The 22,424-nt window shown below is 69.3% G+C and carries 25 protein-coding genes and 1 pseudogene; 14 read left to right on the forward strand and 12 right to left on the reverse strand.

Translation table 11 applies throughout. The features are described from left to right. Nucleotides 1–6: 6 nt before the first annotated feature. From QFZ53_RS01755 to QFZ53_RS01780, 6 genes and pseudogenes are all read left to right on the forward strand, one after another. Nucleotides 7–921, forward strand: a complete 915-nt coding sequence (locus QFZ53_RS01755; RefSeq protein ID WP_292904568.1) for a J domain-containing protein — start codon at nucleotides 7–9, stop codon at nucleotides 919–921. Nucleotides 922–1,012: 91 nt separating this feature from the next. Next, nucleotides 1,013–1,477, forward strand: a complete 465-nt coding sequence (locus QFZ53_RS01760) for a heme-degrading domain-containing protein (RefSeq protein ID WP_307292859.1) — start codon at nucleotides 1,013–1,015, stop codon at nucleotides 1,475–1,477. Continuing rightward, entirely contained in the window at nucleotides 1,474–2,352 is an 879-nt protein-coding gene (locus QFZ53_RS01765) for a TolB family protein (protein ID WP_307292861.1), read from the forward strand. Before QFZ53_RS01760 ends, QFZ53_RS01765 begins: the two co-directional genes overlap by 4 nt. A 38-nt stretch (nucleotides 2,353–2,390) precedes the next feature. Continuing rightward, nucleotides 2,391–3,362, forward strand: coding sequence for a squalene cyclase (locus QFZ53_RS01770; protein ID WP_307292863.1), 972 nt, complete (start codon nucleotides 2,391–2,393; stop codon nucleotides 3,360–3,362). Nucleotides 3,363–3,500: 138 nt separating this feature from the next. After that, a pseudogene (locus QFZ53_RS01775) lies at nucleotides 3,501–3,924 on the forward strand (Fur family transcriptional regulator). Between the two features lie 71 nt (nucleotides 3,925–3,995). Further along, a complete protein-coding gene (locus QFZ53_RS01780) occupies nucleotides 3,996–5,480 on the forward strand; it encodes a catalase (RefSeq protein ID WP_307292865.1) in 1,485 nt (494 codons plus the stop codon). 141 nt (nucleotides 5,481–5,621) lie between these two features. On the opposite strand, the gene QFZ53_RS01785 is transcribed toward QFZ53_RS01780, so the two are convergent. Next, a complete protein-coding gene (locus QFZ53_RS01785; protein WP_292904558.1) occupies nucleotides 5,622–6,035 on the reverse strand; it encodes a winged helix-turn-helix transcriptional regulator in 414 nt (137 codons plus the stop codon). 80 nt (nucleotides 6,036–6,115) lie between these two features. Here QFZ53_RS01785 and QFZ53_RS01790 point away from each other — a divergent pair, with 80 nt between their 5' ends. Together QFZ53_RS01790 and QFZ53_RS01795 are read left to right on the forward strand one after the other, a co-directional pair. Continuing rightward, entirely contained in the window at nucleotides 6,116–6,481 is a 366-nt protein-coding gene (locus tag QFZ53_RS01790) for a DoxX family protein (RefSeq protein ID WP_307292867.1), read from the forward strand. A gap of 83 nt (nucleotides 6,482–6,564) precedes the next feature. Next, nucleotides 6,565–7,365: an alpha/beta fold hydrolase gene (locus QFZ53_RS01795; protein ID WP_307292869.1), complete on the forward strand. Its 801-nt coding sequence runs from the start codon at nucleotides 6,565–6,567 to the stop codon at nucleotides 7,363–7,365. A gap of 151 nt (nucleotides 7,366–7,516) precedes the next feature. Here QFZ53_RS01795 and msrA read toward each other — a convergent pair whose 3' ends face one another. Further along, entirely contained in the window at nucleotides 7,517–8,053 is a 537-nt protein-coding gene (gene msrA / locus QFZ53_RS01800; protein ID WP_307292871.1) for a peptide-methionine (S)-S-oxide reductase MsrA, read from the reverse strand. Next, the gene (gene msrB / locus QFZ53_RS01805; RefSeq protein WP_307292873.1) at nucleotides 8,050–8,526 is read right to left on the reverse strand and encodes a peptide-methionine (R)-S-oxide reductase MsrB; all 477 of its coding nucleotides are present in this window, start codon (nucleotides 8,524–8,526) and stop codon (nucleotides 8,050–8,052) included. Before msrB ends, msrA begins: the two co-directional genes overlap by 4 nt. Before the next feature lie 143 nt (nucleotides 8,527–8,669). On the opposite strand from msrB, the gene QFZ53_RS01810 reads away from it, so the two are divergent. Together QFZ53_RS01810 and QFZ53_RS01815 are read left to right on the forward strand one after the other, a co-directional pair. Beyond that, nucleotides 8,670–9,485: a hypothetical protein gene (locus QFZ53_RS01810; RefSeq protein ID WP_307292876.1), complete on the forward strand. Its 816-nt coding sequence runs from the start codon at nucleotides 8,670–8,672 to the stop codon at nucleotides 9,483–9,485. A 57-nt stretch (nucleotides 9,486–9,542) separates the two neighbouring features. After that, nucleotides 9,543–10,451 carry a DUF808 domain-containing protein gene (locus QFZ53_RS01815; RefSeq protein WP_307292877.1) on the forward strand — a complete coding sequence of 303 codons (909 nt, stop codon included), beginning with the start codon at nucleotides 9,543–9,545 and terminating at the stop codon, nucleotides 10,449–10,451. On the opposite strand, the gene QFZ53_RS01820 is transcribed toward QFZ53_RS01815, so the two are convergent. Further along, on the reverse strand, nucleotides 10,445–11,428 hold the full coding sequence (locus QFZ53_RS01820) for a Gfo/Idh/MocA family protein (RefSeq protein WP_307292879.1): 984 nt from the start codon (nucleotides 11,426–11,428) through the stop codon (nucleotides 10,445–10,447). The genes QFZ53_RS01815 and QFZ53_RS01820 overlap by 7 nt on opposite strands. 271 nt (nucleotides 11,429–11,699) lie before the next feature. On the opposite strand from QFZ53_RS01820, the gene QFZ53_RS01825 reads away from it, so the two are divergent. Next, nucleotides 11,700–12,932, forward strand: coding sequence for a hypothetical protein (locus QFZ53_RS01825; protein WP_307292882.1), 1,233 nt, complete (start codon nucleotides 11,700–11,702; stop codon nucleotides 12,930–12,932). Between the two features lie 94 nt (nucleotides 12,933–13,026). Here QFZ53_RS01825 and QFZ53_RS01830 read toward each other — a convergent pair whose 3' ends face one another. Beyond that, nucleotides 13,027–13,917, reverse strand: a complete 891-nt coding sequence (locus QFZ53_RS01830; RefSeq protein WP_373426219.1) for a serine hydrolase domain-containing protein — start codon at nucleotides 13,915–13,917, stop codon at nucleotides 13,027–13,029. Nucleotides 13,918–14,111: 194 nt separating this feature from the next. Here QFZ53_RS01830 and QFZ53_RS01835 point away from each other — a divergent pair, with 194 nt between their 5' ends. Then, on the forward strand, nucleotides 14,112–14,621 hold the full coding sequence (locus tag QFZ53_RS01835) for a GNAT family N-acetyltransferase (protein ID WP_307292886.1): 510 nt from the start codon (nucleotides 14,112–14,114) through the stop codon (nucleotides 14,619–14,621). Next, the gene (gene pnuC, locus QFZ53_RS01840; RefSeq protein WP_307292888.1) at nucleotides 14,618–15,325 is read left to right on the forward strand and encodes a nicotinamide riboside transporter PnuC; all 708 of its coding nucleotides are present in this window, start codon (nucleotides 14,618–14,620) and stop codon (nucleotides 15,323–15,325) included. The genes QFZ53_RS01835 and pnuC overlap by 4 nt, the downstream gene beginning before the upstream one ends. Nucleotides 15,326–15,484: 159 nt before the next feature. On the opposite strand, the gene QFZ53_RS01845 is transcribed toward pnuC, so the two are convergent. From QFZ53_RS01845 to QFZ53_RS01870, 6 genes are read right to left on the reverse strand one after another with little or no spacing between them, the layout of a single operon-like run. Continuing rightward, nucleotides 15,485–16,240, reverse strand: a complete 756-nt coding sequence (locus QFZ53_RS01845) for an amino acid ABC transporter ATP-binding protein (protein ID WP_307292890.1) — start codon at nucleotides 16,238–16,240, stop codon at nucleotides 15,485–15,487. Further along, nucleotides 16,237–17,103: an amino acid ABC transporter permease gene (locus QFZ53_RS01850; RefSeq protein ID WP_307292893.1), complete on the reverse strand. Its 867-nt coding sequence runs from the start codon at nucleotides 17,101–17,103 to the stop codon at nucleotides 16,237–16,239. Before QFZ53_RS01850 ends, QFZ53_RS01845 begins: the two co-directional genes overlap by 4 nt. Further along, nucleotides 17,100–17,942 (reverse strand): ABC transporter substrate-binding protein, encoded by an 843-nt coding sequence (locus QFZ53_RS01855; protein ID WP_307292895.1) that lies wholly within the window; start codon nucleotides 17,940–17,942, stop codon nucleotides 17,100–17,102. The genes QFZ53_RS01850 and QFZ53_RS01855 overlap by 4 nt, the downstream gene beginning before the upstream one ends. Before the next feature lie 32 nt (nucleotides 17,943–17,974). Beyond that, nucleotides 17,975–18,427, reverse strand: coding sequence for a cupin domain-containing protein (locus tag QFZ53_RS01860; protein WP_307292896.1), 453 nt, complete (start codon nucleotides 18,425–18,427; stop codon nucleotides 17,975–17,977). After that, nucleotides 18,424–19,716 (reverse strand): amidohydrolase family protein, encoded by a 1,293-nt coding sequence (locus QFZ53_RS01865; protein WP_307292899.1) that lies wholly within the window; start codon nucleotides 19,714–19,716, stop codon nucleotides 18,424–18,426. Before QFZ53_RS01865 ends, QFZ53_RS01860 begins: the two co-directional genes overlap by 4 nt. Beyond that, nucleotides 19,713–21,146 (reverse strand): adenosylhomocysteinase, encoded by a 1,434-nt coding sequence (locus tag QFZ53_RS01870; RefSeq protein WP_307292902.1) that lies wholly within the window; start codon nucleotides 21,144–21,146, stop codon nucleotides 19,713–19,715. Before QFZ53_RS01870 ends, QFZ53_RS01865 begins: the two co-directional genes overlap by 4 nt. A 290-nt stretch (nucleotides 21,147–21,436) precedes the next feature. On the opposite strand from QFZ53_RS01870, the gene QFZ53_RS01875 reads away from it, so the two are divergent. Then, nucleotides 21,437–21,643, forward strand: a complete 207-nt coding sequence (locus QFZ53_RS01875; RefSeq protein ID WP_307292904.1) for a hypothetical protein — start codon at nucleotides 21,437–21,439, stop codon at nucleotides 21,641–21,643. Between the two features lie 10 nt (nucleotides 21,644–21,653). Here the strand turns inward: QFZ53_RS01875 and QFZ53_RS01880 are convergent, their stop codons facing one another. After that, nucleotides 21,654–22,415 (reverse strand): peptidoglycan recognition protein family protein, encoded by a 762-nt coding sequence (locus tag QFZ53_RS01880; RefSeq protein ID WP_307292908.1) that lies wholly within the window; start codon nucleotides 22,413–22,415, stop codon nucleotides 21,654–21,656. Between the last annotated feature and the right edge of the window lie 9 nt (nucleotides 22,416–22,424).

Consider the following 22,424-nt stretch of genomic DNA (forward strand, 5'->3'; position numbering starts at 1 on the left):
AGCGAGATGTTCGACAGCCCGCTCTCGGCCTCGGCGTACGAGGTGCTCGGCGTCGACCCCGCGGTCGACCACGACGAGTTGCGACGCGCGTACCGGCTGCGCCTGCGGCAGACGCACCCCGACACGGGCGGCGACGCGGCCGTGTTCATCCAGGTGCAGCACGCGTGGGAACTCGTCGGCACGCCCGAGAGTCGCGCGGCGTACGATCGCGGGCACGGCTTCGCGGAAGAGAACGAGTGGAGCGGATGGCGCGTGCAGACCGTGCGCGCCGACACCCGCCCCCGCGCACGCTCGTATGGGCAGCCCGGCGGATGGCGCAGGGAGCGCTATCTCACCCTCATCCGCGAGTGGGCCGGGATCGGCGCCGAAGTGCCGGATCCTTACGACCCGGCGCTCGTGCGCCAGGCGCCACGGGAGCTGCGGCGACTGCTCGCCGACGCACTGGCCGAGGAGGCCACGGCCCGCACCGTCGCCGACCTCGGCATGGGCTTCACGGTCTGGCACGACGTCGCCGCCGGATCCGACCCCGAGGAGAAGCTCGACCATGTCGTGCTCAGCCCCTCGGGTCTGTACGGCGTGATGTCCGAGGACTTCGGCGGAGTCGTCGGCTTCCGCCGCGGCGAGATCACGGGTCCGAGTCTGGGAGTCCGCGCGCCGATCACCGCCCTGCTCGCGCGCATGCGCGTCACCGCACGTGCCGCACGCGTGCGGTTCGGCGGCGCGATCGTCGTGCTCCCCGATGACGACCTCGTGCAGGCCGTCACGCCGATGGGCACGGTGCGCGGCGTCCCGGTCGTGGTCGTGCGCCGCAGTGCACTCGGCATGGTGCTCCGCCAGGGCGTCCCCGGAGTGCGGGCGATCGGCGGCAACGAGCTGTTCGACGTGCGAACACGCCTGCAGCAGACCGTGCGCTTCGTCTGAGCACGGCCCGGCATCCGCCTTCTCCCCGCTCTTCCGCCTGGCGCACCCGACGCGATAGCGTGCGCTGACGACGTTCGCCGAGGAGGCATCGATGACCGATCTGATCAGCGTGTTCGAGCAGCAGGAGCGGGAGCTCGTCTTCGACGGCTTCGACCACGCCGACGCCTGGCGGCTGGGCACGCGCATCACCGAGATCGCTCAGGCGGCAGGTCACGGCGTCGGCATCGACATCCGCCGCCCCGGGCTCATCCTGTTCCGCGCGGCGCTGCCCGGGATAACGCCCGACCAGGAGGTCTGGATCGCTCGCAAAGCGGCGCTCGTTCTGCGGATGGAGACGAGCAGCGCTCTCGTGGACGCCCGACTCACCGCGGCCGGCATCGACGCGGCCGGATCCGGCTGGCTGGGAGACGACTACGCCATCACGGGCGGTTCGTTCCCGATCCGCGTGCGCGGCGTGGGAGTCGTCGCGGCGGCGACCGCGTCGGGCCTGTCCTCGCAGGACGACCACGACCTCATCGTCGAAGGCATCCGCTCCCACCTCGCGGAGCGGGCATGAACCGCGGGCGCGAGCTCCGACCGGGCCAGACGTGCCGCATCCGCGTGTGGGAGCGGGAGACCGGCGGCATCCGCACCGTCTTCGAGTCGCACGATCTGCTCTACGAGGCGCCGAACTGGACCGACGACGACCGGCTGCTCGTCAACGGCGACGGCAGGCTGTGGCTGCTGCCCGTCGACGGTTCGGCGGAGCCCAAGGAGCTCCGGGCCGAAGGACTGCCCGACGCGAACAACGACCACGTGCTCGCGCCCGGCGGCGAGACGGTGTTCGCCTCGGCGAACGACTGGCATGTCTGGCGGGTTCCGGTGGCCGGAGGCGCGGCGCAGCGCGTGACCGCCGACGACGGGGCGATGCACTTCCTGCACGGGGTGAGTCCCGACGGTCGCCGGCTGGCGTACGTGCGGCTGCAGCCGGAGGGCGAGAACTGGTGGGCGTCGGCGACGATCCACACGATCGGCGTCGACGGGCGGGATGACAGGGCGGTCACGACTCATCCGGGTCCGGCGGACGGATGCGAGTGGACGCCCGATGGCGAGTGGATGCTGTTCAACACCGAGCAGTTCTCGCCCGGCCACGCCCAGATCGCACGGGTACGACCCGACGGGTCCGAATTGACGCAGCTCACCTTCGACGAACGGGTGAACTGGTTCCCGCACACCTCCCCCGACGGCGAGGTGGCGGTTTACCTGAGCTATCCGCCGGGCACGACTGGGCACCCCGCCGACCTGCTCGTCGAGCTGCGGCTGGTGTCGACCGACGACTGGGGCACGCCGAGGATCCTCGCCGCGCTCGAGGGCGGACAGGGAACGATCAACGTGCCGAGCTGGGCGCCCGATGGTTCGGCATTCGCCTTCGTGGACTATCCGATCGGCTGATCCTTCCGCTCCTCGGAGCACTGGGGTACCGTCCTCGCATGACGATCGAACCGCGTCTTCGCGAGTGGCTGCTCGACTCCGACCCCGCACTGCGCTGGCAGGTCGAGCGCGATCTGCTCGGCCTGCCTGCCGAGGCCTGGGTGCTGACGAGGTCCCGTGTCGCTCGAGAGGGGTTCGGAGCGACGCTGCTCTCGCATCAGGATCCGGACGGGCAGTGGGCCGGCGGCGCTCATTTCCCGGCGGGATTCTTCGACGACGTCGACCGCGAGCCGGGCCAGCCGTGGGTCGCCACGAGCTGGTCCCTGAAGGACCTCAGGGAGTGGGGAGCGGATGCCGCCGCCCTCGGCGACACGGCGGCACGTCTCGACGCCAGCTGTCGATGGGAGTACGACGACCTGCCGTTCTGGGGCGGAGAGGTCGACGTGTGCATCAACTCCTACACGCTCGCGGCTGGTGCCTGGCTCGGGGCGGATGTGTCGGCCCTCGCCCGTTGGTTCGTCGAGCATCGTCTCGATGACGGCGGCTGGAACTGCGAGGCCGAGGAGGGCCACTCCGTACGCTCGTCGTTCCATTCCACGCTCAACGCGGTGCGAGGCCTGCTCGACTACGAACGCCGCACCGGCGACGCCTCGGTGCGCGACGCCCGGCGCGGCGGCGAGGAGTATCTGCTGCGTCGGCGGCTCATGTTCCGCGAGTCGACCGGGTCTCTCGTCGACGGTTTCGTCACCGAGTTCGTGTATCCGTACCGGCACCGGTACAGCGCCCTCACCGCGCTCGACCACTTCCGTGAAGCGGCGCTGTTCGAGGGCAGCGCCCCGGATGCTCGGCTGGCGGAGGCCGTCGAGGCGGTGCGCGCGGCCCGGCAGCCCGACGGCACCTGGCTGCAGGGCGCTCCGCTTCCAGGGCGCACGTGGTTCGACGTGGATGCCCCGGAGGGCGAGCCGTCCCGCTGGCTCACGCTGATCGGCACGCGCGTGCTCGCCTGGTGGGACGAATCACGGTCCCGGTGACGATCCACGGATTGATTCGGCGAGAGCATCCGCTTTTCGTCACCCCGTCCGTGATTCGTCGACTCTCGGATCCATCGCCCCCAACCGACATGCCGATACTTCTTTTGAACGGCTAAAAATAACGTGTACAGTCGAGACATGGACACCGACCTCGACTCCGCGCTTCGCGACGCGGGACTGAGGGCGACCGCAGGCCGGGTCGCCGTTCTCGAGGTCCTCGATTCCATGGCCCACACGGATGCCGAGCGGGTCTACCGCGCGGTGTCGGACGTGCTGCCGACCACGTCGATCCAGTCGGTGCACAACATCCTCGCGGACCTGACGACGGCGGGTCTCATCCGCCGGATCGAACCGGCAGGTTCCGCGGCGCTCTACGAGCGACGCATCGGAGACAATCACCACCACGTCGTCTGCACCTCCTGCGGGGCGATCGGCGATGTGGACTGCGTCACCGGCGTCGCGCCGTGCCTCACCCCCTCGGACACGGGGGGGATTCACCGTCCAGACAGCAGAAGTCACCTTCTGGGGCCTGTGCCCCAGTTGCCAGAACGCCGCACGGTAGCGTGACGCCCGCCACCCGCCCTCCCCAGAAGGGCAGGGGTGTTCGTCGCGCCCGTGCGCAGAAGGAGAATCATGACCGAGCCCACCACCACCCAGACCGGAACACCGGTCGCGAGCGACGCGCACTCGCTCACGGTCGGCGCAGACGGCCCCACCGTTCTGCATGACCGATACCTCGTCGAGAAGCTCGCCTCGTTCAACCGCGAGCGCGTGCCGGAGCGCAACCCGCACGCCAAGGGCGGCGGCGCGTTCGGCACGTTCACCGTGACCGAAGACGTGTCGGCCTACACCCGCGCCGCGGCGTTCCAGCCGGGTGCCGTGAGCGAGACGCTGCTGCGCTTCTCGTCGGTCGCCGGCGAGCAGGGTTCCCCCGACACCTGGCGCGATGTGCGCGGCTTCGCGCTGCGCTTCTACACGAGCGAGGGCAACCTCGACATCGTCGGCAACAACACTCCGACCTTCTTCCTCCGCGACGCGATGAAGTTCCCCGACTTCATCCACTCGCAGAAGCGACTCGGCGACTCGGGTCTGCGCAACGCCGACATGCAGTGGGACTTCTGGACGCTCTCCCCCGAGACCGCCCACCAGGTCACCTACCTCATGGGCGACCGTGGTCTGCCGGCATCCTGGCGTCACATGAACGGCTACGGCTCGCACACCTATCAGTGGGTCAACGCGGCGGGCGAGCGCTTCTGGGTGCAGTACCACTTCCTGTCGAAGCAGGGCGTGGAGCGGATGGATGCCGCCGAGGCCGAGAAGCTCGCGGGCTCCGATGCCGACTACTACCGCCGCGACCTCTTCGACGCGATCGCGCGGGGCGACAACCCGTCGTGGGACGTCTTCGTGCAGGTCATGCCGTACGAGGAGGGCAAGACCTACCGGTTCAACCCGTTCGACCTCACCAAGACGTGGTCGAAGAAGGACTACCCGCGAATCAAGGTCGGCACGTTCACGCTCGACCGCAATCCGGAGAACTTCTTCGCCGAGATCGAGCAGGCGGCGTTCTCACCGGGCAACCAGGTTCCCGGCACGGGCATCTCGCCCGACAAGATGCTGATGGCACGCGTCTTCGCGTACTCCGACGCACAGCGGTACCGCATCGGCGCGAACTACAACCAGCTGCCGGTCAACCAGCCGCACGCAGCCGAGGTGCGCAACTACATGCACGAGGGCCAGATGCAGTACCGGTTCAACCCGGCCGAGCACCGCGTGTACACGCCGAACTCCTTCGGCTCGGCCGGCGGCCCCGTTGCGGATCCGGTCGCCGGTGCAGAGGCGAGCTGGGAGTCCGACGGCGAGCTGATGCGCGCCGCCGCGACGCTGCGACTCGATGACGACGACTTCGGCCAGGCCGGCACGCTGTACCGCACCGTCTTCGACGACGAGCAGCGCGCCCGCTTCCTGGAGACGCTCACCGGTCAGGGCCGCAGCATCACGATCGATGCGATCCGCGAGCGTTTCTTCGAGTACTGGACGAACGTGGATCCGGCGCTCGGCGAGTCGCTGCGTCAGACGGTTCCCGCCGACGACCTCGATCCCGAGCTCGCCGGGGTCTGAGCCCCGGCCGTTCCTGCCGCAACCACATCGGGGGACGGCACGCCACATCGGGGGATGTTTCTACGGATTCGTCCCCCGATGCGGCGTGCCGGCCCCTTGGGTGCGAACACGTGGCGGCCGGGGAGGACCCGGATCCACGCCCTACGGCCGCGCGTCGTACTCGGCCCGGGCCTCTTCGATCGCCGGGTGATTGGCGAGCGCCCAATCCCCGATCGTACGAGCCATCGGGATGAGCGTTCCGCCGAGTTCGGTCAGCTCGTACTCCACGCGCGGCGGAACCTCGGCGTACACCGTGCGGCTGATGAGACCGTCGCGCTCGAGCTGGCGGAGCGTGAGCGTCAGCATCCGCTGAGAGATCCCGGGAATGTGCTTGAGCAGCTCGCTGAACCGCAGGCGATCGCCGCGCAGCGTCGCGATGAGCAGCAGCGACCACTTGTCGCCCACCCGGTCGAGCACGTCGCGAATGGCACGGCCGGCGCCGTCATCGACCGAGCACGAGTTCTCGTAGGCGGGGAACCCCGCAGTGTCGCACCCATCGCTGTGCGTCAGTGACATCGATGTGCCTTTTGCACGCGTCATCCGATTGCTCCATTCTTGGTTACTGATCGTAACAAAGAAACAGAACGGAACCTCGGATGCTGATCGCACACTGGATCGTCAACGGACTGCTCGCCCTCGCCATGCTCGGCGGCGGCGTCATGAAGGTCCTCACCCCGAAGGCCGCCCTCGCCGAGAAGGGCATGGCCTGGACCGAGGACTTCTCGGCCGGCAGCATCAAGGCCATCGCGACCCTCGAGGTCGTCGGCGCACTCGGCCTTGTCCTCCCCCTGCTCACCGGCATCGCTCCGATCCTCACGCCGCTCGCGGGCACCGGCCTCGCCATCATCATGGTCGGCGCGACCGTCGTGCACCTGCGCCGCAAGGAGCCCTTCGCTCCCGCCCTCGTGCTGGCCGTGCTGGCCATCGCGAGCGCCGTGCTCGGTTTCATCGTCGTGCTCTGAGTCGAACTCGACGCAGCGCGGCGGATCTGCGGCAGGAGGCCCGGCGCAGAACCGGAGACCGGATGCAGGGGCATGATGGATCCGTGGCCGTTCCTCTCGCAGACCTCACCTCCATGCCCGCACCCCAGCAGGTGTACGCCGCCGATGGCACGAGCCTCGCGACGTACACGTGGGGCGATCTCGACGCTCCGGTCGTGGTCGCCGTGCACGGCTTCGCTTCGAACGCGCGCGACAACTGGGTCCTCACGGGGTGGGTCCGTGAGCTCACCCGCGCGGGCTATCGCGTCCTCGCGCTCGACCAGCGCGGCCACGGCCTCAGTGAGAAGCCGCACGAACCGGGCGCGTACGGCATCCGCACCCTCGTGACCGACGTCGAGTCCGTGCTCGACACCTACCTCGTCGACGATGCCCTCTACGTGGGGTACTCCCTCGGCGCACGCGTCGGCTGGGAGGTCGTGCGCGATCTGCCGCACCGCATCGGCCGTGCAGTGCTCGGCGGCGTGCCCGACGGCATCCCCCTGGCCCGGCTGAACCTCGACCAGGTGCGCGCGTACATCGCCGACGGCACGCCGGTCAGCGACCAGACCACGCAGAACTACATCGCCCTCACCGAGCGCGTCCCCGGCAACGACCTGCAGGCGCTCGTCGCGCTGGCCGAGGGCATGCGGGCCTCGGGAACGATCGATCCTGACCCGGCGGACGCCCCGGCCCGCCCCATCCTGTTCGCGACGGGCTCCAAGGACGCGATCATCGAAGGCTCGAAGGCGCTGGCATCCGCCGCACCGAACGGCACGTTCTTCGAGATCCCGGATCGCAACCACTTCAACGCCCCGGGATCGCGGGCCTTCAAGGAGGCCGCGCTCGCGTTCCTCGCCGAGGCCTGATCCACCGGCGCGTGCGCAGAACCTCGCGCACGCTCCGAAGGAGATCACGCGTTCAGAAGGAGCCCTCAGCCGAATCGGTCCTTCCGAACGTGCGATCTCCTTCCGAACGCGGGGGCGGCCCGCGGCGGAATTCCTCCGGCGCCCGCCGAGATCAGACCTCGGCGCGCTTCGGCAGCACCCATCCCGCACGCGGGAAGTGGCACGTGTAGCCGTTGGGGTAGCGGATCAGATAGTCCTGGTGCTCGGGCTCGGCCTCCCAGAACGCGCCGGCCGGCTCGATCGTGGTGACGGCCTCGCCCGGCCACAGCCCGGAGGCGTCGACGTCGGCGATGGTGTCGCGGGCGACGGTCTCCTGCTCGGGAGAGAGCGGGAAGATCGCCGAACGATAGCTCGACCCGATGTCGTTGCCCTGACGGTTCAGGGTCGACGGATCGTGGATCTGGAAGAAGAACGCGAGGATGTCGCGGTACGTCGTGACGGCGGGGTCGAAGACGATCTCGACGGCCTCGGCGTGACCGGGGTGGTTGCGGTAGGTCGCGTGGTCGTTCGATCCGCCCGTGTAGCCGACCCGGGTGTCGAGCACACCGGGCTGGCGGCGGATCAGGTCTTCCATGCCCCAGAAGCAGCCTCCGGCGAGGACGGCGGTCTCGGTGCCTGGTGTGCGGGTGATGGTTCCGGTGTCGGTCATGACTGCTCCTCAGAGATGTCGGAAGTGGTGTTCGTGAACAGGCCGCTGTATCGACCGTAGCCCTCCTCTTCCAGGCGGGATGCCGGGACGAAACGGAGAGCGGCGGAGTTCATGCAGTAGCGCAGGCCGCCGTCTTCGACCGGCCCGTCGTCGAAGACGTGCCCGAGGTGGCTGTCTGCGCCGGTGGAGCGCGCCTCGGTGCGCGTCATCCACAGCGTCCGGTCGGTGCGGGTGGTGACGGCGTCCGCGTCGATCGGCTTCGTGAAGCTCGGCCATCCCGTTCCGCTGTCGAACTTGTCGAGGGAGGAGAACAGGGGCTGGCCCGAGACGACGTCGACGTAGATGCCGTCGTCGTGGTTGTCCCAGTAGGCGTTGCGGAACGGCGGCTCGGTGCCGTCGCGCTGCGTGACCGTGTACTGGGAGTCGGTGAGGGCGGTGACCGACTCGGGCGTCTTGCGGTACTCGTTCGACATGATGCTCCTTGTCTGACGCAGCTGGCTGCGGCGTCATAGAGAAGAACGGATGCCGGTGCCGTTTTGGTCCCGCGGGACTGGGAGCGCGCTGTGAGTTTCGGCGGGTCGCTGGCGGAAGACCTCGGCGTGAGACGATGCCGGAGATGGATGCCGCACTCGACGACGAACTCCGTGTGCTCCGTGCACGCGCCTACGGCCCGGCCGCTGACATCGCCGGCGATCCTGTCGCAGCCATGCGGCTGCGAGAACTCGAGGATCTCCGCGCGCAGGCGCAGAGCGGGGTGCAGATCGAGACGGCACCGCCTCCCCTCGCTGAGGAGGCATCGGATGCTGCAGCCGGGGCCGCCATCGCAACGGTTCCCCTCGTCGATGCCCCTCTCGCGCATGGCCCCGTTCTGGTCGAGCAGGAGGGGGAGCATCCGATCACCGGGTCGCGCTCGTTCCTCCTCCGGCACCGACGAGCCCTCTGGCTCTCCTCAGTCGTCGCTTCCGCAGCGGCCGCGGCGGCCATCACCTATGCAGCCGTCTCGTTCTCGCCGGTCACGGTGTCGTCGAACGCGCCTCAGATCGCCACTCTGACGCCGAGCCCGCTGAGCGAGATCCCCATCGGATTCTTCGGACTGACGGAGGATTCACCTGTCTGGGACTTCCACGGTCTCACCTTCTTCGTCGGCGCGAGCGGACTCAACGGCGCCGTGGGCGACCCCTGCCTCAACGTGTTCGAAACGGATCAGCTGCCGACAGCCGAGGAGGTCTCCTCGGGCTCATACGGCTACGGCGGCATCTCCTTTTCGGCGTGCCAGGCGGGAGCATTCCCCGCGACGATCGAGATGCCGCTCGACGGTCCCGCCGGTGACATCGTTCCGTCAGCACTGCGGACGCAGTTCCCCGAAGGCAAGGCCCTGCAGTTCGTGCTCGACGGGGATCGCATCGGGGTCTTCTTAGACAGCGGCGGCTGAGCCCGTCACAGGCGTTGGATAGAGTTGCTCCCCGACACACATCACAGGGGGACGCTCATGTCGGTTGGATTGCTCGCTGTCGTCGACGACATCCTGAGTGCGGCGATGAAAGCCTCGGCCAAGGCCGCAGGCGTCGTGATCGACGACGCCGCGGTGACCCCGCAGTATGTGCAGGGCATCACCCCCGCCCGCGAACTGCCGGTGGTGGGCAAGATCGCGCTCGGCTCCCTCGCGAACAAGTTCGTCATCATCATCCCGGTGGCGCTGCTGCTCACGGCGTTCGCGCCATGGGTGCTGCCGTATCTGCTCATCGTCGGCGGCCTCTACCTCTGCTTCGAGGGCGCCGAGAAGGTGCTCGAGTGGTTCGGGATCCAGCACGGGCACGAAGACGAGAGCGCCCGCGACGAGAAGAAGCTCGTGCTCGGCGCCGTGCGCACCGACCTCATCCTCTCCACCGAGATCATGCTCATCTCGCTCGCGAGCCTCGACAAGGGCCTCGACATCTGGATGACCCTCGCGATCCTCGCGGTGATCGCCCTGATCATGACCGGCGTCGTCTACGGCGCGGTCGCCCTGCTCGTGAAGATCGACGACATCGGCCTCAAGATGGCCACCAGCTCCGACAAGCGGATCAGTCGCAACGGCACCCGCCTCGTGAACGCGATGCCCGCGGTGTTCCGCTTCATCAGCATCCTCGGAACGGTCGCGATGCTCTGGGTCGGCGGTCACCTGCTTCTCGTGAACCTCGGCGAAGTAGGGGTGCATTTCGGCGCCGACATCCTGCACGGCATCGAGCACGCGCTCGAGCCGGCCGGTGCGGTCATCGTCTGGATCGGCGACACCCTGTTCTCGGCGATCGCGGGGCTCATCGCCGGCTTGATCATCGTCGGCATCGTGCTCGGCATCGGACGGATGGTCGGCAAGAAGGTCGAGTTCCACGAGGGCGAGGAGACGCCCGCTCACTGACGTCGGGCGGCCTCGAGCCAGCGTGTGCTGATCTCCGCGATCAGCGCGGAGTCGACCCACGGCATCTCGGGCGCCTCGACGCGCCCATCGATGAGCGCGCGGGAGACGGCATCCGCTTCGGCGGCCATGGGCTGCACCGTGGGCACGGTCACGATCTTCTCCTCGCCGTCAGCGCGGAGGATGAGCGAGGAGGGGCTCTCGGTGCGACTCCCCCATGCGTAGGGCAGGACGATGTCACCTCGCTCGCAGCTGATCACCGCAGCCCCCGGCATCTCGCGGATCACCGCGGTGCGCAGCTCCACAGCCAGGTCTCCGATCGCCAGATGCGCCGTGGTGTCGGCATCCACACCGTTCACCCATTCGGCCTCGACATCGCCGAACTTCACGCGCTGATCACCACGGCCCGTCATCCTGGCCACCTCGACCGCGAGCGATGTCGGGTAGCAGCCGACGTCGAGGATCGCCCCGCCGGCGAGCGTCGGATCGAAGGCACGCCCGGTCCGAGCCGGATTGTTCCCACCGAACCCGGCAACCACTCCGTGCACCTCGCCGAGTTCGCGGTCGGCGAGGAGCCGACGCAGCAGATCGGCGAAGGGGCCGAAGCGCTGCTTGAACGCCTCGACGAAGGGCACGCCCGCACGGGCAGCGGCGTCGAGGACCCGTCGCGTGTCGGCGGCCGTCGGTGTGATCGGCTTCTCGCACAGGACGGCCTTGCCCGCCTCGAGGGCTTCGATCGCGAGAGCGGCGTGGGTGGTGTGCACGGTGCCGATGTACACGGCGTCGACGTCGTCGCGCGCGATGACGTCGGAATAGTTGCCGGATGCCGCAGCTTCGTGCTGTGCGGCGAAGGCGGCCGCGCGATCGGGGTCGGAGCTGCCGACCGCGTGCAGCACGCCGAGGCTCGAGCTGCGCAGCCCGGTGACGAAATCGGTGCTGATGACTCCGGGACCGAGCACGGCCCATCGTGTCTTCGTCATCGTGCTTCTCCTTCGGATGGTCCGGTCGCTCGCCGGGTCGCTCGGCCTGCGATGTCGGGGCGCTGAAGCACTTGGCTCAAGGAGAGCATAGGCGGGCCATGCGGCTCCCGGATGAGTCACCGGGCGAGCGGGCGCGCTGAGCGGGGCTCCGAGCGGGGCGGATCGATGCAGGCGGATCGATGCGGGGCGGACCGATGCAGGGCCAGCTGAGCGCGGCGCCGACCGGGGGCCGAGCGCGGCAGGTCCGACGGTGGCCGGTATCCTCGGCTGCATGTCATCCGCACGTCGTCGCCCGTCTCCGCGAGCAGGGGCGACGGCCGCGCCATCCGCCGTCCGTCGCGATGCCGACCGCTGGTTCCGCGAGCAGGGGCTGCCGACCTTCGTGCCCCTGCGGCGCTGGTTCACCGATCTGCCGCGACGCGTCGCTCCGCTGCTCGCGTGGGTCACGGTGGCGATGTTCCTGCTCACCGGCGGTCTCGACGTCGCGATCTCCGCGGCTCTCGAGCTGTCGGATGAGGACGAGACGATCGTCGCGGTGGTGGTGCTGATCCTTCTGCTGCTCGCGCTGGCGCTCGCATGGATCGCGTTCCTGCTGGTGCGCCTCGCCGTGCGACGGTTGCCGACCGGTCCGGGCACGGCTGTCGCGGCATCCGTCATCGTGCTGTGTGCGGCCGCGCTCGTCGCCGGCGGCTACGCCCTGGATCGGCAGGCGACGGTCAGCCCGGTGTTCGAGACCATCGTGATCATCGCGGTGTGCGTGCTCGTCACCGGCATGGGCGGCGGCGCGCTGATCTCGTGGGCCTCGAGGCTCGCCGTGCGCAACGCCTCGGCGATCGGGCACATGGCGTCGATCGCGCTGCCCGTGATCCTGATGCTCGTGGTCTTCGCGTTCTTCTCCGCGGAGGTCTGGCAGATGGCATCCGCCCTGCACGGCAGTTCGCTCGCGCTCGTCGGCCTGGTCATCGGCGCCCTCGCGACCATCGTCGTCCTGCGTGTGAGCGCAGGCGAGATCGACGACGAGACCTATGCGCCGACGGCCGAGCAGCGGGCGGCTCTCCTGAAAGACACCCCGGCCGAGCGGCTCACCTCGGCCTCAGGCGCCCGGCAGGCGCTGCGCTGGCCGCAGCGCGTGAACATCCTGCTCGTGATGACCTTCGCGCAGCTGCTGCAGGCGCTCTTCTTCGCCGCTCTCCTGTGCGCGCTGCTCATCATCATCGGCTCGGTCGCGATCCCGGTCGGAGTCGTCGAGATCTGGGTCGGGCCGGGCAGCGCCGCGCAGCCGCTGCCTGTCGAGCCGCTCGTAATCGGCGGAGCACATCTGCCCGTCACGGTCAACCTCATCAAAGCCGCGGCGCTCCTGTCCCTGATCGCGACGCTGCCGTTCATCTTCTCGGCCGTGAGCGAACCGCGCTACCGCGAGCGGTTCTTCGACCCGATCATGGTCGACCTGCGCCGCGCGATCGTCGTCCGCGATGCGCTGAGCACCCGGGGACGCGCGGCCTGAGCGGATGCCGCGATCCCGCGCGGGCGGCGAGACACCGCCTCCGCGCGGTGACGCACCCCTCCGCGCGCGAGACACCCGCCGTGGCGTGGTGTCTTCATGCGCGAAGAGGTTTCTCGGCGTCGAGGCCGCGCAGCGCATCCGCCGCGATCTCGGCGAGCCGGTGGTCGCGGTTCTCCTCGTGCGCGGTGATCGTGACGACGGCATCCGCCTCCTCGTCGACGATCACGTACTGGCCGTAGAGCCCATCGAGCCGCCATGTTCGGCCTGGCCCCTGCCAGACCGCGAGACCGTAGTTCGCGGAGTCGCCGTCGGCACCCGTCGGCACCCACTGCGAGTGCATCCGCTCGACCCAGCCGCGGCTCACGAGTCCGCCGCCGCCGTCGCGCAGCACCCGCCCGATCCGCGCCAGTTCCTCGGTCCTCAACTCCAGCCCGCTGCCGCCCACGACCCAGCCGCGCGGACACCTGTGCCACTGCGGATTGTGGATACCAAGCGGCTCGAACAGCCGGGGCATGAGCCAGTCGCGCACGTCGCCGACGATTGCGCCCAACATCCGCATCGCCGTATACGTGCTCGCGTCGGAGTACTGGAAGATCGAACCCGGCCCACGCGTGGGCGCACTGAGCATCTCCACCGCAAGATCCGGAGACGTCACCGGTTGACTCCCGAACCACGTGAAGTCGATGCCGCTGGTCATCGTCAGCAAGTGCTCGAGCGTCACACTCTCGACTCCGGAACCCGGTGCGGGCACGGTGACGAGATCGAGCACCGGTGTGTCCAGCGACAGCAGCCCCTCGTCGATCGCGATGCCTGCGGCGAGCGCGCTGACGCCCTTCGACACCGAATACAGGTTCTCGCGGTCATCGCTGCGCCACCGATGCCCGGCCTCGTGGTCGCCGATCAGCACGTGCAGGCCGTAGGCCCCGAGGTGCTCGGCGTCGATTCCCGCCACGATCTCGTCGCGCACGGTCGTTGCGTTCGTCATTCCCTCATTCTGACTTCCGGTCGCGACTTCCCGCACACACGCCCGGGCGCGCAGACGCCACGTCTGACACGGCGACACATCATTCCGCGCGTGAGACACCCGCCGTGGCGCGGTTCCGACCCAACAGAATTCAGGGCGAACCCCCACCCCTGCTACCGTCGGCATGCGCGCCCCCCACCCCAGAGGAGTCAGCCGTGCACATCAGAGATGCCGAGATCGCCGATCTCGAGACGATCACCGAGATCTACAACGACGCCGTGGCAAACACCACCGCGATCTGGAACGAACGTCTCGTCGACGTCGACGATCGCGCCGCCTGGCTCGCCGATCGTCTGCGCGCAGGCTATCCGGTGCTCGTGGCATCCGACGACGACGGCGTACTCGGCTACGCCACGTTCGGCGACTGGCGTCCGCACGACGGCTACCGGCACACGATCGAGCATTCGGTCTATGTACGCGGAGACCAGCGCGGCCGCGGCATCGGCAGCGCGCTCATGACCGAGCTGATCTCGCAGGCCCGCACGATCGGCAAGCACGTGATGGTCGCGGCCGTCGAGAGCGACAACGCCGGCTCGATCGCCCTGCACGAGCGGCTCGGCTTCGTCGAGACAGGGCGGATGCCGCAGGTCGGCATGAAGTTCGGCCGCTGGCTCGACCTCACCTTCCTGCAGCTGATCCTCGACGACCGCCCGACCCCCGCATGAACCTCTTCACCTGGCTCGTCGAGCTGTTCAATTCGACCTGGTCACTGCCCGGTGGCCAGACGCTGCTCGTGCGCGAGGTCGTCGGCAACGTCTTCGGACTCGCGAGCGCGCTGGGCGGCATGCGCCGCAAGGTGTGGGCGTGGCCGGTCGGCATCGTCGGCAACGTGCTGCTGCTGACCGTGTTCCTCGGCACCATCCTGAACCCCGATCACGAGCTGCCGAGCCTGCTGGGTCAGGCGGGGCGCCAGGTGATGTTCATCACGGTCGCGATCTACGGCTGGGTGCGGTGGCGTCAGGCGGCATCCGATGGCGGGCAGGTGACGCCGCGCTGGGCGCCCTGGAGCGCCCGCCTAGGCATCGTGCTCGTCATGGTCGTCGGCACCGTGGCGCTGACGCCCCTGTTCCGGGCACTCGGCTCGTGGGAGCCGGTGTGGGCGGATGCCTGGACCTTCGTGGGATCGCTGATGGCGACCTACGGCATGGCGAAGGGCTGGACCGAGTTCTGGCTGATCTGGATCGCCGTCGACGTGGTCGGCGTGCCGCTGCTGTTCAGCTCGGGCTTCTACGCCACCGGCTTCATGTACGTGTTCTACGGCGCCTTCACCGCGATCGGATTCGTGGTGTGGGTGCGCGCGCAGGCGAACGCGAAACCCCGCGTCGACACGATCATGCCTGATCCGCGGCCGCAGAGCCCCGAAGCCTGACGCATCCCCGCATCCGACTCGGCCGTCGTCCGCGCGCCACCAGGATGGCGGCGCCCCACCAGGATCCCGACGCGGATTCGATGGTGGTGCGTCACGAGCGCGGTGGCGCACCCACGACTCCCCGCATCCGCACGCGAAACGTCTGGCGAACGCGAGAACTCAGTGCCGCACGCGCGCCAGGAACTCGACGGTGGCGGGATGCTGCGGGGCGTCGAAGAGCTGCTCCGGCGGTCCCTGCTCGACGAGCACGCCCTCCTTGAGGAACACCACGCGGTCGGCGACCTCGCGGGCGAAGGACATCTCGTGCGTGGCCATCACGATCGTGGTGCCGCGGCGCTTGAGCTCGCGCACGAGGTCGAGCACCTCTCCGACGAGCTGCGGGTCCAGAGCGCTGGTGATCTCGTCGAGCAGCAGCACTTCGGGTTCTGTGAGGATCGCGCGCACGATCGCGACGCGCTGCTGCTGACCCCCGGAGAGCCGGTCGGGGTACTCCCCCGCCTTCGCACCGAGGCCGAGCGTCTCGAGAAGCTCCAGGGCGCGCGCACGCGCATCGGGCGCACGCCATCCGTGCACCTTGCGCGCTGCGAGCGTGATGTTCTCGAGCACCGTGAGATGCGGGAAGAGGTTGAAGTGCTGGAACACGACGCCGATGCGGGCGCGGATGCTGTCGGCATCCGCCCTCGGATCGGTGATGTCGTCGCCGCTGAGGAAGATCTGCCCGTCGTCGACGCGCTCGATGAGGTTCATGGTCTTCAGCAGCGTCGACTTGCCGGAGCCGGAGGCCCCGATCAGCACGACCACCTCGTGACGGGCGACCGCGAGGTCGAGCCCGCGGAGCACGTCGTGGTCGCCGAAGCGCTTGCGCACGCCGCGGACCTCGATGACGACAGCACCATCGGACGGTACAGGGCTCATACGACTCCTCCGGCCTGCTCGCGCCTGTTGAGGCGGGCCGTCACAGCATCCGTGAACCGGATCATCGGCCAGCTGAGGGCGATGAAGAACAGGCCCGCGACGACGTACGGCGTGTAGTTGTAGGTGTCGGCGACCTGCAGCTGCGCGGCGCGGACCGCGTCGATCACCCCGAGCACCGAGATCAGCCCGACGTCCTTCTGCATCGACACGAAGTCGTTCATGAGGGCGGGCACGACCTTGCGCACGCCCTGCGGGATCACCACGATGCGCAGGGTCTGCGCGTGGCTGAGACCCAGCGAGCGCGCGGCGACCCGCTGCGAGGGATGCACGGCCTCCATGCCGGCGCGAAGCACTTCGGCGACGTACGCCGAATACGTGACGATGATCGCGATGGTTCCCCAGAACGCCGGAGGCATCCGCGGGAAGATCATCAGCGCGGGGATGCCGTAGCCGATCAGGTACAGCACGATCAGCAGCGGCACGCCGCGGAAGAAGTCGGTGTAGGCCGCGGCGAGCGCGCGCAGCGGGAAGAACACCGGGCCGCGCAGCGAGCGCAGCGTCGCGAGCAGCGTGCCGAGGACCGCGACGCCGATCGCCGCGATCACGAGCACGAGCAGGTTGGTCAGCAGGCCCTGGAACACCGGACCGATGCTCTGCAGCGCGATCTTCGGGTTGAAGAACGTCTGCTGCACGACGGTCCAGCCCGGCGTGTTCACGACGACGATCACGGCGACCGCCACCAGCACGAGGCTGCTGAGGAACGCGATCAGCACCGAGCGCGTGGTGGCTCGGCGCCGCAGAGCGCGGCGCGACAGCTCGAGCTCGCTCGGCTGCCACGCCGTCTCTGCGGAGAGGTTCGTCACTTCAGAACAGGGACGTCGACCGCGTCGCTGAGCCACTTCTGCTGCAGCTCATCGAGCGTGCTGTCTTCGCGCAGCGCGTCGACCGCATCGGACACGGCCTTCGTCAGGGCCGAGCCCTTCGGCAGCACGACCGCGAACTCGTCGCCGCCGTCGGAGCTTTCGAACTGACCCGTGACGGTCGAGTCGTCGACCACGGCGCCGGTGATGTAGAACGCCCCGGGCAGGTCGGTGATCATGGCGTCGATCTGGCCTGCCTGCAGTGCGAGCACGACGTCGTCGACCGTGTTGAACACGCTGAGGTTCGCGTCTCCGAGCTGCTCCTTGGCGACCGTGTAGCTGGTGGTGCCGGCCGCGACTCCGACCTTGGCCTTCTTCAGCTCGTCGATCGTGGTGGCGGATGCCGACGACGAGCTGTTCAGCGCCACGACGGCCTGAGTGGTCGTGTAGTACGGGCTCGAGAAGTCGACGGCGTTCTTGCGCTCGTCGGTGACCGAGAACTGCTGGATGTTGATGTCCCAGTCCTTCGGACCCGGCGCGATCGCCGCGTCGAAGCCGGTGCGCACCCACTCGATGTCGGAGGAGTCGAAGCCGAGCTGCTCAGCGACCGCGTTCGCGACGGCTCCCTCGAAGCCCTTGCCGTTCGAGGGATCGTCGTCGACGAACCAGGGCTCGTAGTCGGGCTCGCCCGTGGCGATCGTGAGCTTGCCGGCGGTGACGGTCTGAAGCTCGCCGTCAGCGGCCGTGGATGAGGAAGAGGGGGTGCCGGCGCAGGCGGCGAGGGTGACTGCGGCGACGACCGCGATGGCGGCGGCCGCGGCGCGGCGGAGGGTACGGGGCACGGTCGCTCCTGAGGTGTGGTCGGGTAGATGTCTCACGGGAGAGTGTTCGAGTTCTGATCAAGAGTAGGCGACGCGGCGAGCCGCCAATCGGCGAAATCGAAACCTGGAGACACGAAGCACGACACCAGGACCTCGCTGTCGTCGAGCGGGCGGGCCGCCTGCCAGACGCCCGCCGGCACGAGCACCTGAGCGGCATCCGTCCCGCTCAGCACGATGGTCGACGCCGCCCGCGGCTCGGCGCCGTCACCGCCGAGACTCAGCTCCAGCCTGCCGGGACCGTGCCACAGCCACAGCTCGTCGCTCGTGACGACATGCCACTCGCTGCGTTCGTCGGCCTGCAGGAGGTAGTGGATGCAGGTGCCGGCCGGGCGCGGGCCGTTCGGCGTCTCGACGGCCAGCGGGCTCGTCCACGTGCGACGGAACCAGCCGCCTTCGGGATGCGGGGCGAGGTCGAGCCGGTCGGCGGTGGCGGGGCGTGCGGTCACTGAGTCGCTCCTGTCTGGAGGGGGAAGTCGGATGCCGCGAAGCGCACTTCGCCCGCGACGATGGTCGCCGCGGCGCGTCCGGCGCCCGCTTCGACGAGTTCTGGAATCGCGTCGGCACCGGCCGGCACATCGAAGAAGGTGAGGTCGGCGAGGGCGCCGACAGCGAGGTAGCCGGTGCGGTCCGGACCGACGTCGATGCCCATGGCATGAGCCCCGCCGATCGTGGCGGCGCCCAGCAGGCGGGCGTGCAGGTCGCGGTCGGTGTATCCCTGCGAGCGCGCGATGCGGGCGAGCTCCGCGACGTCGGCGAGCACGTCGAGCGAAGGGCTCGATGACAGCGAGTCGGTGCCGACCGCGATCGGGCTCCCCTCGCGCAGGTACGCGGCGATCGGCGGCTCCTCGAGGCCGATCACGGCGTTCGACCGCGGGCACAGGGCCACGGTGGTGCGGCGTTCCCGCAGGATCGCGCGGTCGCGCGCGCTCATGTACACGCCGTGCGCGATGTGGCAGTCGGGGCCGAGCACGCCGAGCTGGTCGACGAACTCCGTGGCGCTGGTGCCGAAGCCCGCCTCGCGGAGCTCCTGGAAGCTCGCAAGACCGGCGGTGTGCCACGCCTGCGGATGCTCGTGCGCGAACTCGCTCTCGAACGCGGCCTCACCGAGATGGATGTGGATGCGTCCGCCGCGCTCGCGCACGATGTCGGGGATCTCCAGCAGCGGCTCGATGTCGAGCGAGTAGGGCGCGTGCGGCGAGAGGCCGGTTCCCGGCGGTGTGGGAAGCGCGTCGAGCGCCTGCTCGACCTGTGCGCGACCCGTGCGGGCCCAGTCGGCGTTGGTCCAGCTCATCACCTCCCAGTAGGTGATGCCGTGCAGTCGGGCGTCGTGCAGGGCGGAGGCCGCCGCGGGGTCGGTCACGACGTCGGCGACGGCGGTCGTGCCGGAGCGGAGTGCCATCTCGGCGCCGGCCGCAGCATCCGCTCCCCAGTCCCTGCCCGCCTCGTATACCGGGTCGAATGCCTGCACCCAATCGTCGAAGCCCGTGTACTGACCACGACCGACCACGGCCATGCCCGTGTACTGCAGGTGCGTGTGCGCGTTCACGAGCCCTGGCGTGAGCACGCCGGGCCAGTGGACCTCGTCGTACGCGAAGCCGCGTTCGGACAGCGATCGCCGCACCCACGCTCGCTCGCCGACGTGCATGATGCGTCCGTCGCGCACCGCGACGGCGCCGTCCACGATGGGCGGGGCCGTCACCGGGACGACCAGGCCAGCGGAGTAGACGGTGATCATGCCGAGGTCTCCTGCTCGCCGGCTGCCGCCAGGTAGCGGCGCGACCGCCACTCGCTCTGCGCATCGCGCTGCTCCCGGCTGGGCGTGTCGATGGTGTCGCCTCGGGCGTCGAGTGCGGCGCGGGCGATGGCCTGATCGGCCTCCGGGGGGAACGGATGCAGGCCCGCGGGCAGATCACGGGTGAGCAGCTGCTCGACCGCGCCGAGCTGCACGGCGAAGGAGAGGTCCATGATCTCGATCGGGTTGCCCTCGGCGGCCGCGAGGTTCACACAGCCTCCCTGGGCGATCAGCAGGGCGCCGTCGGCGACGCGGTCGAGGTGCACGCCGACCGGTTCGAGCGCTGAGACGTCCACGTCGACCTCCCCGGGCACGCCTCCCGCCACCGCGACGATCTTCGCCGCAGTCAGGGTCGCGGTGTCGACGGTGTGCGGAGCGCCGGTCGCCGAGATGACCAGGGCGCCGTCGGCGAGCTCCGCCAGCGGACCGATCCGGTGACCGTCGTGCGCGGCGCGCAGCGCGCGCACGGGGTCGGTCTCGGCGACCGCGATCTCGACGCCGAACGCACGCAGATGAGCGGCGACGCCTTCGCCGACAGGGCCGTAGCCGAGCACGACGGCGGGCTGATCACGCAGGCCGATGCCGGCCCCGTCGAGCACGTCGGCGATCGCGAACACGCACGACTGGCCGGTGCCGTAGCGGTTGTCGAACGACGTCTTTAGGCCTGCGTCGTTCACGGCGATGACGGGGATGCTCAGCAGCCCGCTCTGCTGCATGAGACGCAACGGGGTGAGTCCGCTCGTGGTCTCCTCCGCGGCGCCCTTCACCGGTATGCCTTCTTCGTGGGCGAGACGGATCAGGTGCGAGCCGTCGTCGAGCAGCAGATCGAATCCCCGGTGCAGGAACGCCACGGCCGCAGCCCGCTCCTCAGCGCCGCTCAGAGCAGGGTCGCCGTCGACGGGGATGCCGCGGTCACGCAGCACGTCGGCCACCTCGACATCGATCTCGTCGGGGTGGGCGTAGACGACGACCTCGGCGCCGGCATCGCGGAGCAGCAGGGCGAGCTGGGCGGTCTTGGGCTCGAGAACCATCGCGATGCCGATGCGGATGCCGCGCACGATGCCGTGTTTGCGAAGACGACCGGCGGTGAGGGTGGACACGGGCATGTGCGCCCCGGCATTGTCGACGCGTGCCGTGGCGGTCGTGCGGGCGGGCAGCGGGGCTCCGTCGGCGAGGATCTCGTCGGCCTGCCCCGGGGCGAAGGTCACTCCGCCGACGCTGAGATGAGCGCCGAGGGCGGGGAGCAGCCTGCGGAGCTCGTCTGCGACAGCATCCGTCCCCTCCACCGAGAACGTGCGTCCGGCGACGAGCAGGTTGGTCTCACGGGCGAATCGGCGCACAAGACGCTCGGCTGTCGTGCGCGGGTCGGTCACCGCTCAATCGTATTGCGCCGGTCGGTCGAGCGACGCCCGCGCTGCGGCTGCCAACCATCCGGGGGGTGGCCCGTCTCTGCTAGCATGCAGACCGAACCCGCCCAAGGTGCATCTACCCGGTAAGGATGCGCCCGGCCCGCAGCCTGGCGAGGGTGGTCGCCCGTTCGAGCCGGGCCGGGTCCGGGAGACGCACGGCGCTGCGGGCGCTGTCGGCGTCTCCGCCTCTCGTCGAGCGTGGGGAGCCCCGCCGGTACCTGGTTCCGCCCGGTCCCGTGCGGTTCACTGGAGGCATGAAGACCGACACGATCCGAACTGTCGCGTGGGATCCACGGGCGGAGGTGCGCGCGTTCTTCGCGCACCTGTTCGAGCGCGCTTTCCTGCCGTTCGCGCCGCTGTCGCTGAGTGTGCCGGTCGAGATCTCCCGGCGCGAGGAGGCGGTGCGCGCCGCATCCGTCGATCCGGCTCCGCTCGGACCCGAGCAGGAGCGCCTGAGCTGAAGCACCCGTGTCAGCGCGCTGTGAAGATCTCGCGTGCACGGGCGACGATGTCGTCCAGCCGAGATTGCAGGTACGGTCCGGGGCATTCGGTCCCCGTCCAGGTCTCTCGGTGACTGATGACGTGTTCCCTGTCGATCGTGAACGACACCGGCACACCGTCAAGAGTCTTGCCGTCGTAGGTCGCGAGCCACGCGATCATCTGTGCGAGCTCTTCCAACTGAGCCGCCGTCACGGCGTAGTCAGGCGCTCCGGTGGCGTCCAGGGTCTCCACTGCCAGCGACCGCCAGTTCCAGTCGGCGCCGGTCGATGAAGGTTTCGCACCGGGGCGGATGAGCTCGAAGACGGACCCGTCGTGCCGCAGATAGAAGGTGGGCGCGGAGGATCGCTTGTTGCAGCGCGAAAGGAAGTCCAGTTGCTCATGGGTCGTACCCGTGTGGTGGATGATGAAGCGGTCGATGATCGGCGTCACCTCGTGGTGGTCGCTTCCTGCGGTGCCACGTGGCGACCGAGATGTGGGGTGCCTGCAGTCCTCGAACCCCAAGGGGGCTTCGAGACCTTTGACCGCACGGTCGTAGACGGGTTCGTACTCCGTCAGCCCCCTCGGATTGTCCGGGTCCACGGGCGTCGTCGCGCCGTCTGGGCCCACGGGGATCGTGGAGAGCAGGATTCCCGTGGCGGTCACGGCGATGCCCGAACCCGCCGCGATCAGGAAGCGCCGACGCGTATGCGCCGAGGGGCGTTCGGCAGAATCGGGTGCGGCGGAGTGCTCCATCTGCCCATC

The sequence above is a fragment of the Microbacterium natoriense genome, from assembly GCF_030816295.1.
GTDB lineage: Bacteria > Actinomycetota > Actinomycetes > Actinomycetales > Microbacteriaceae > Microbacterium > Microbacterium natoriense_A.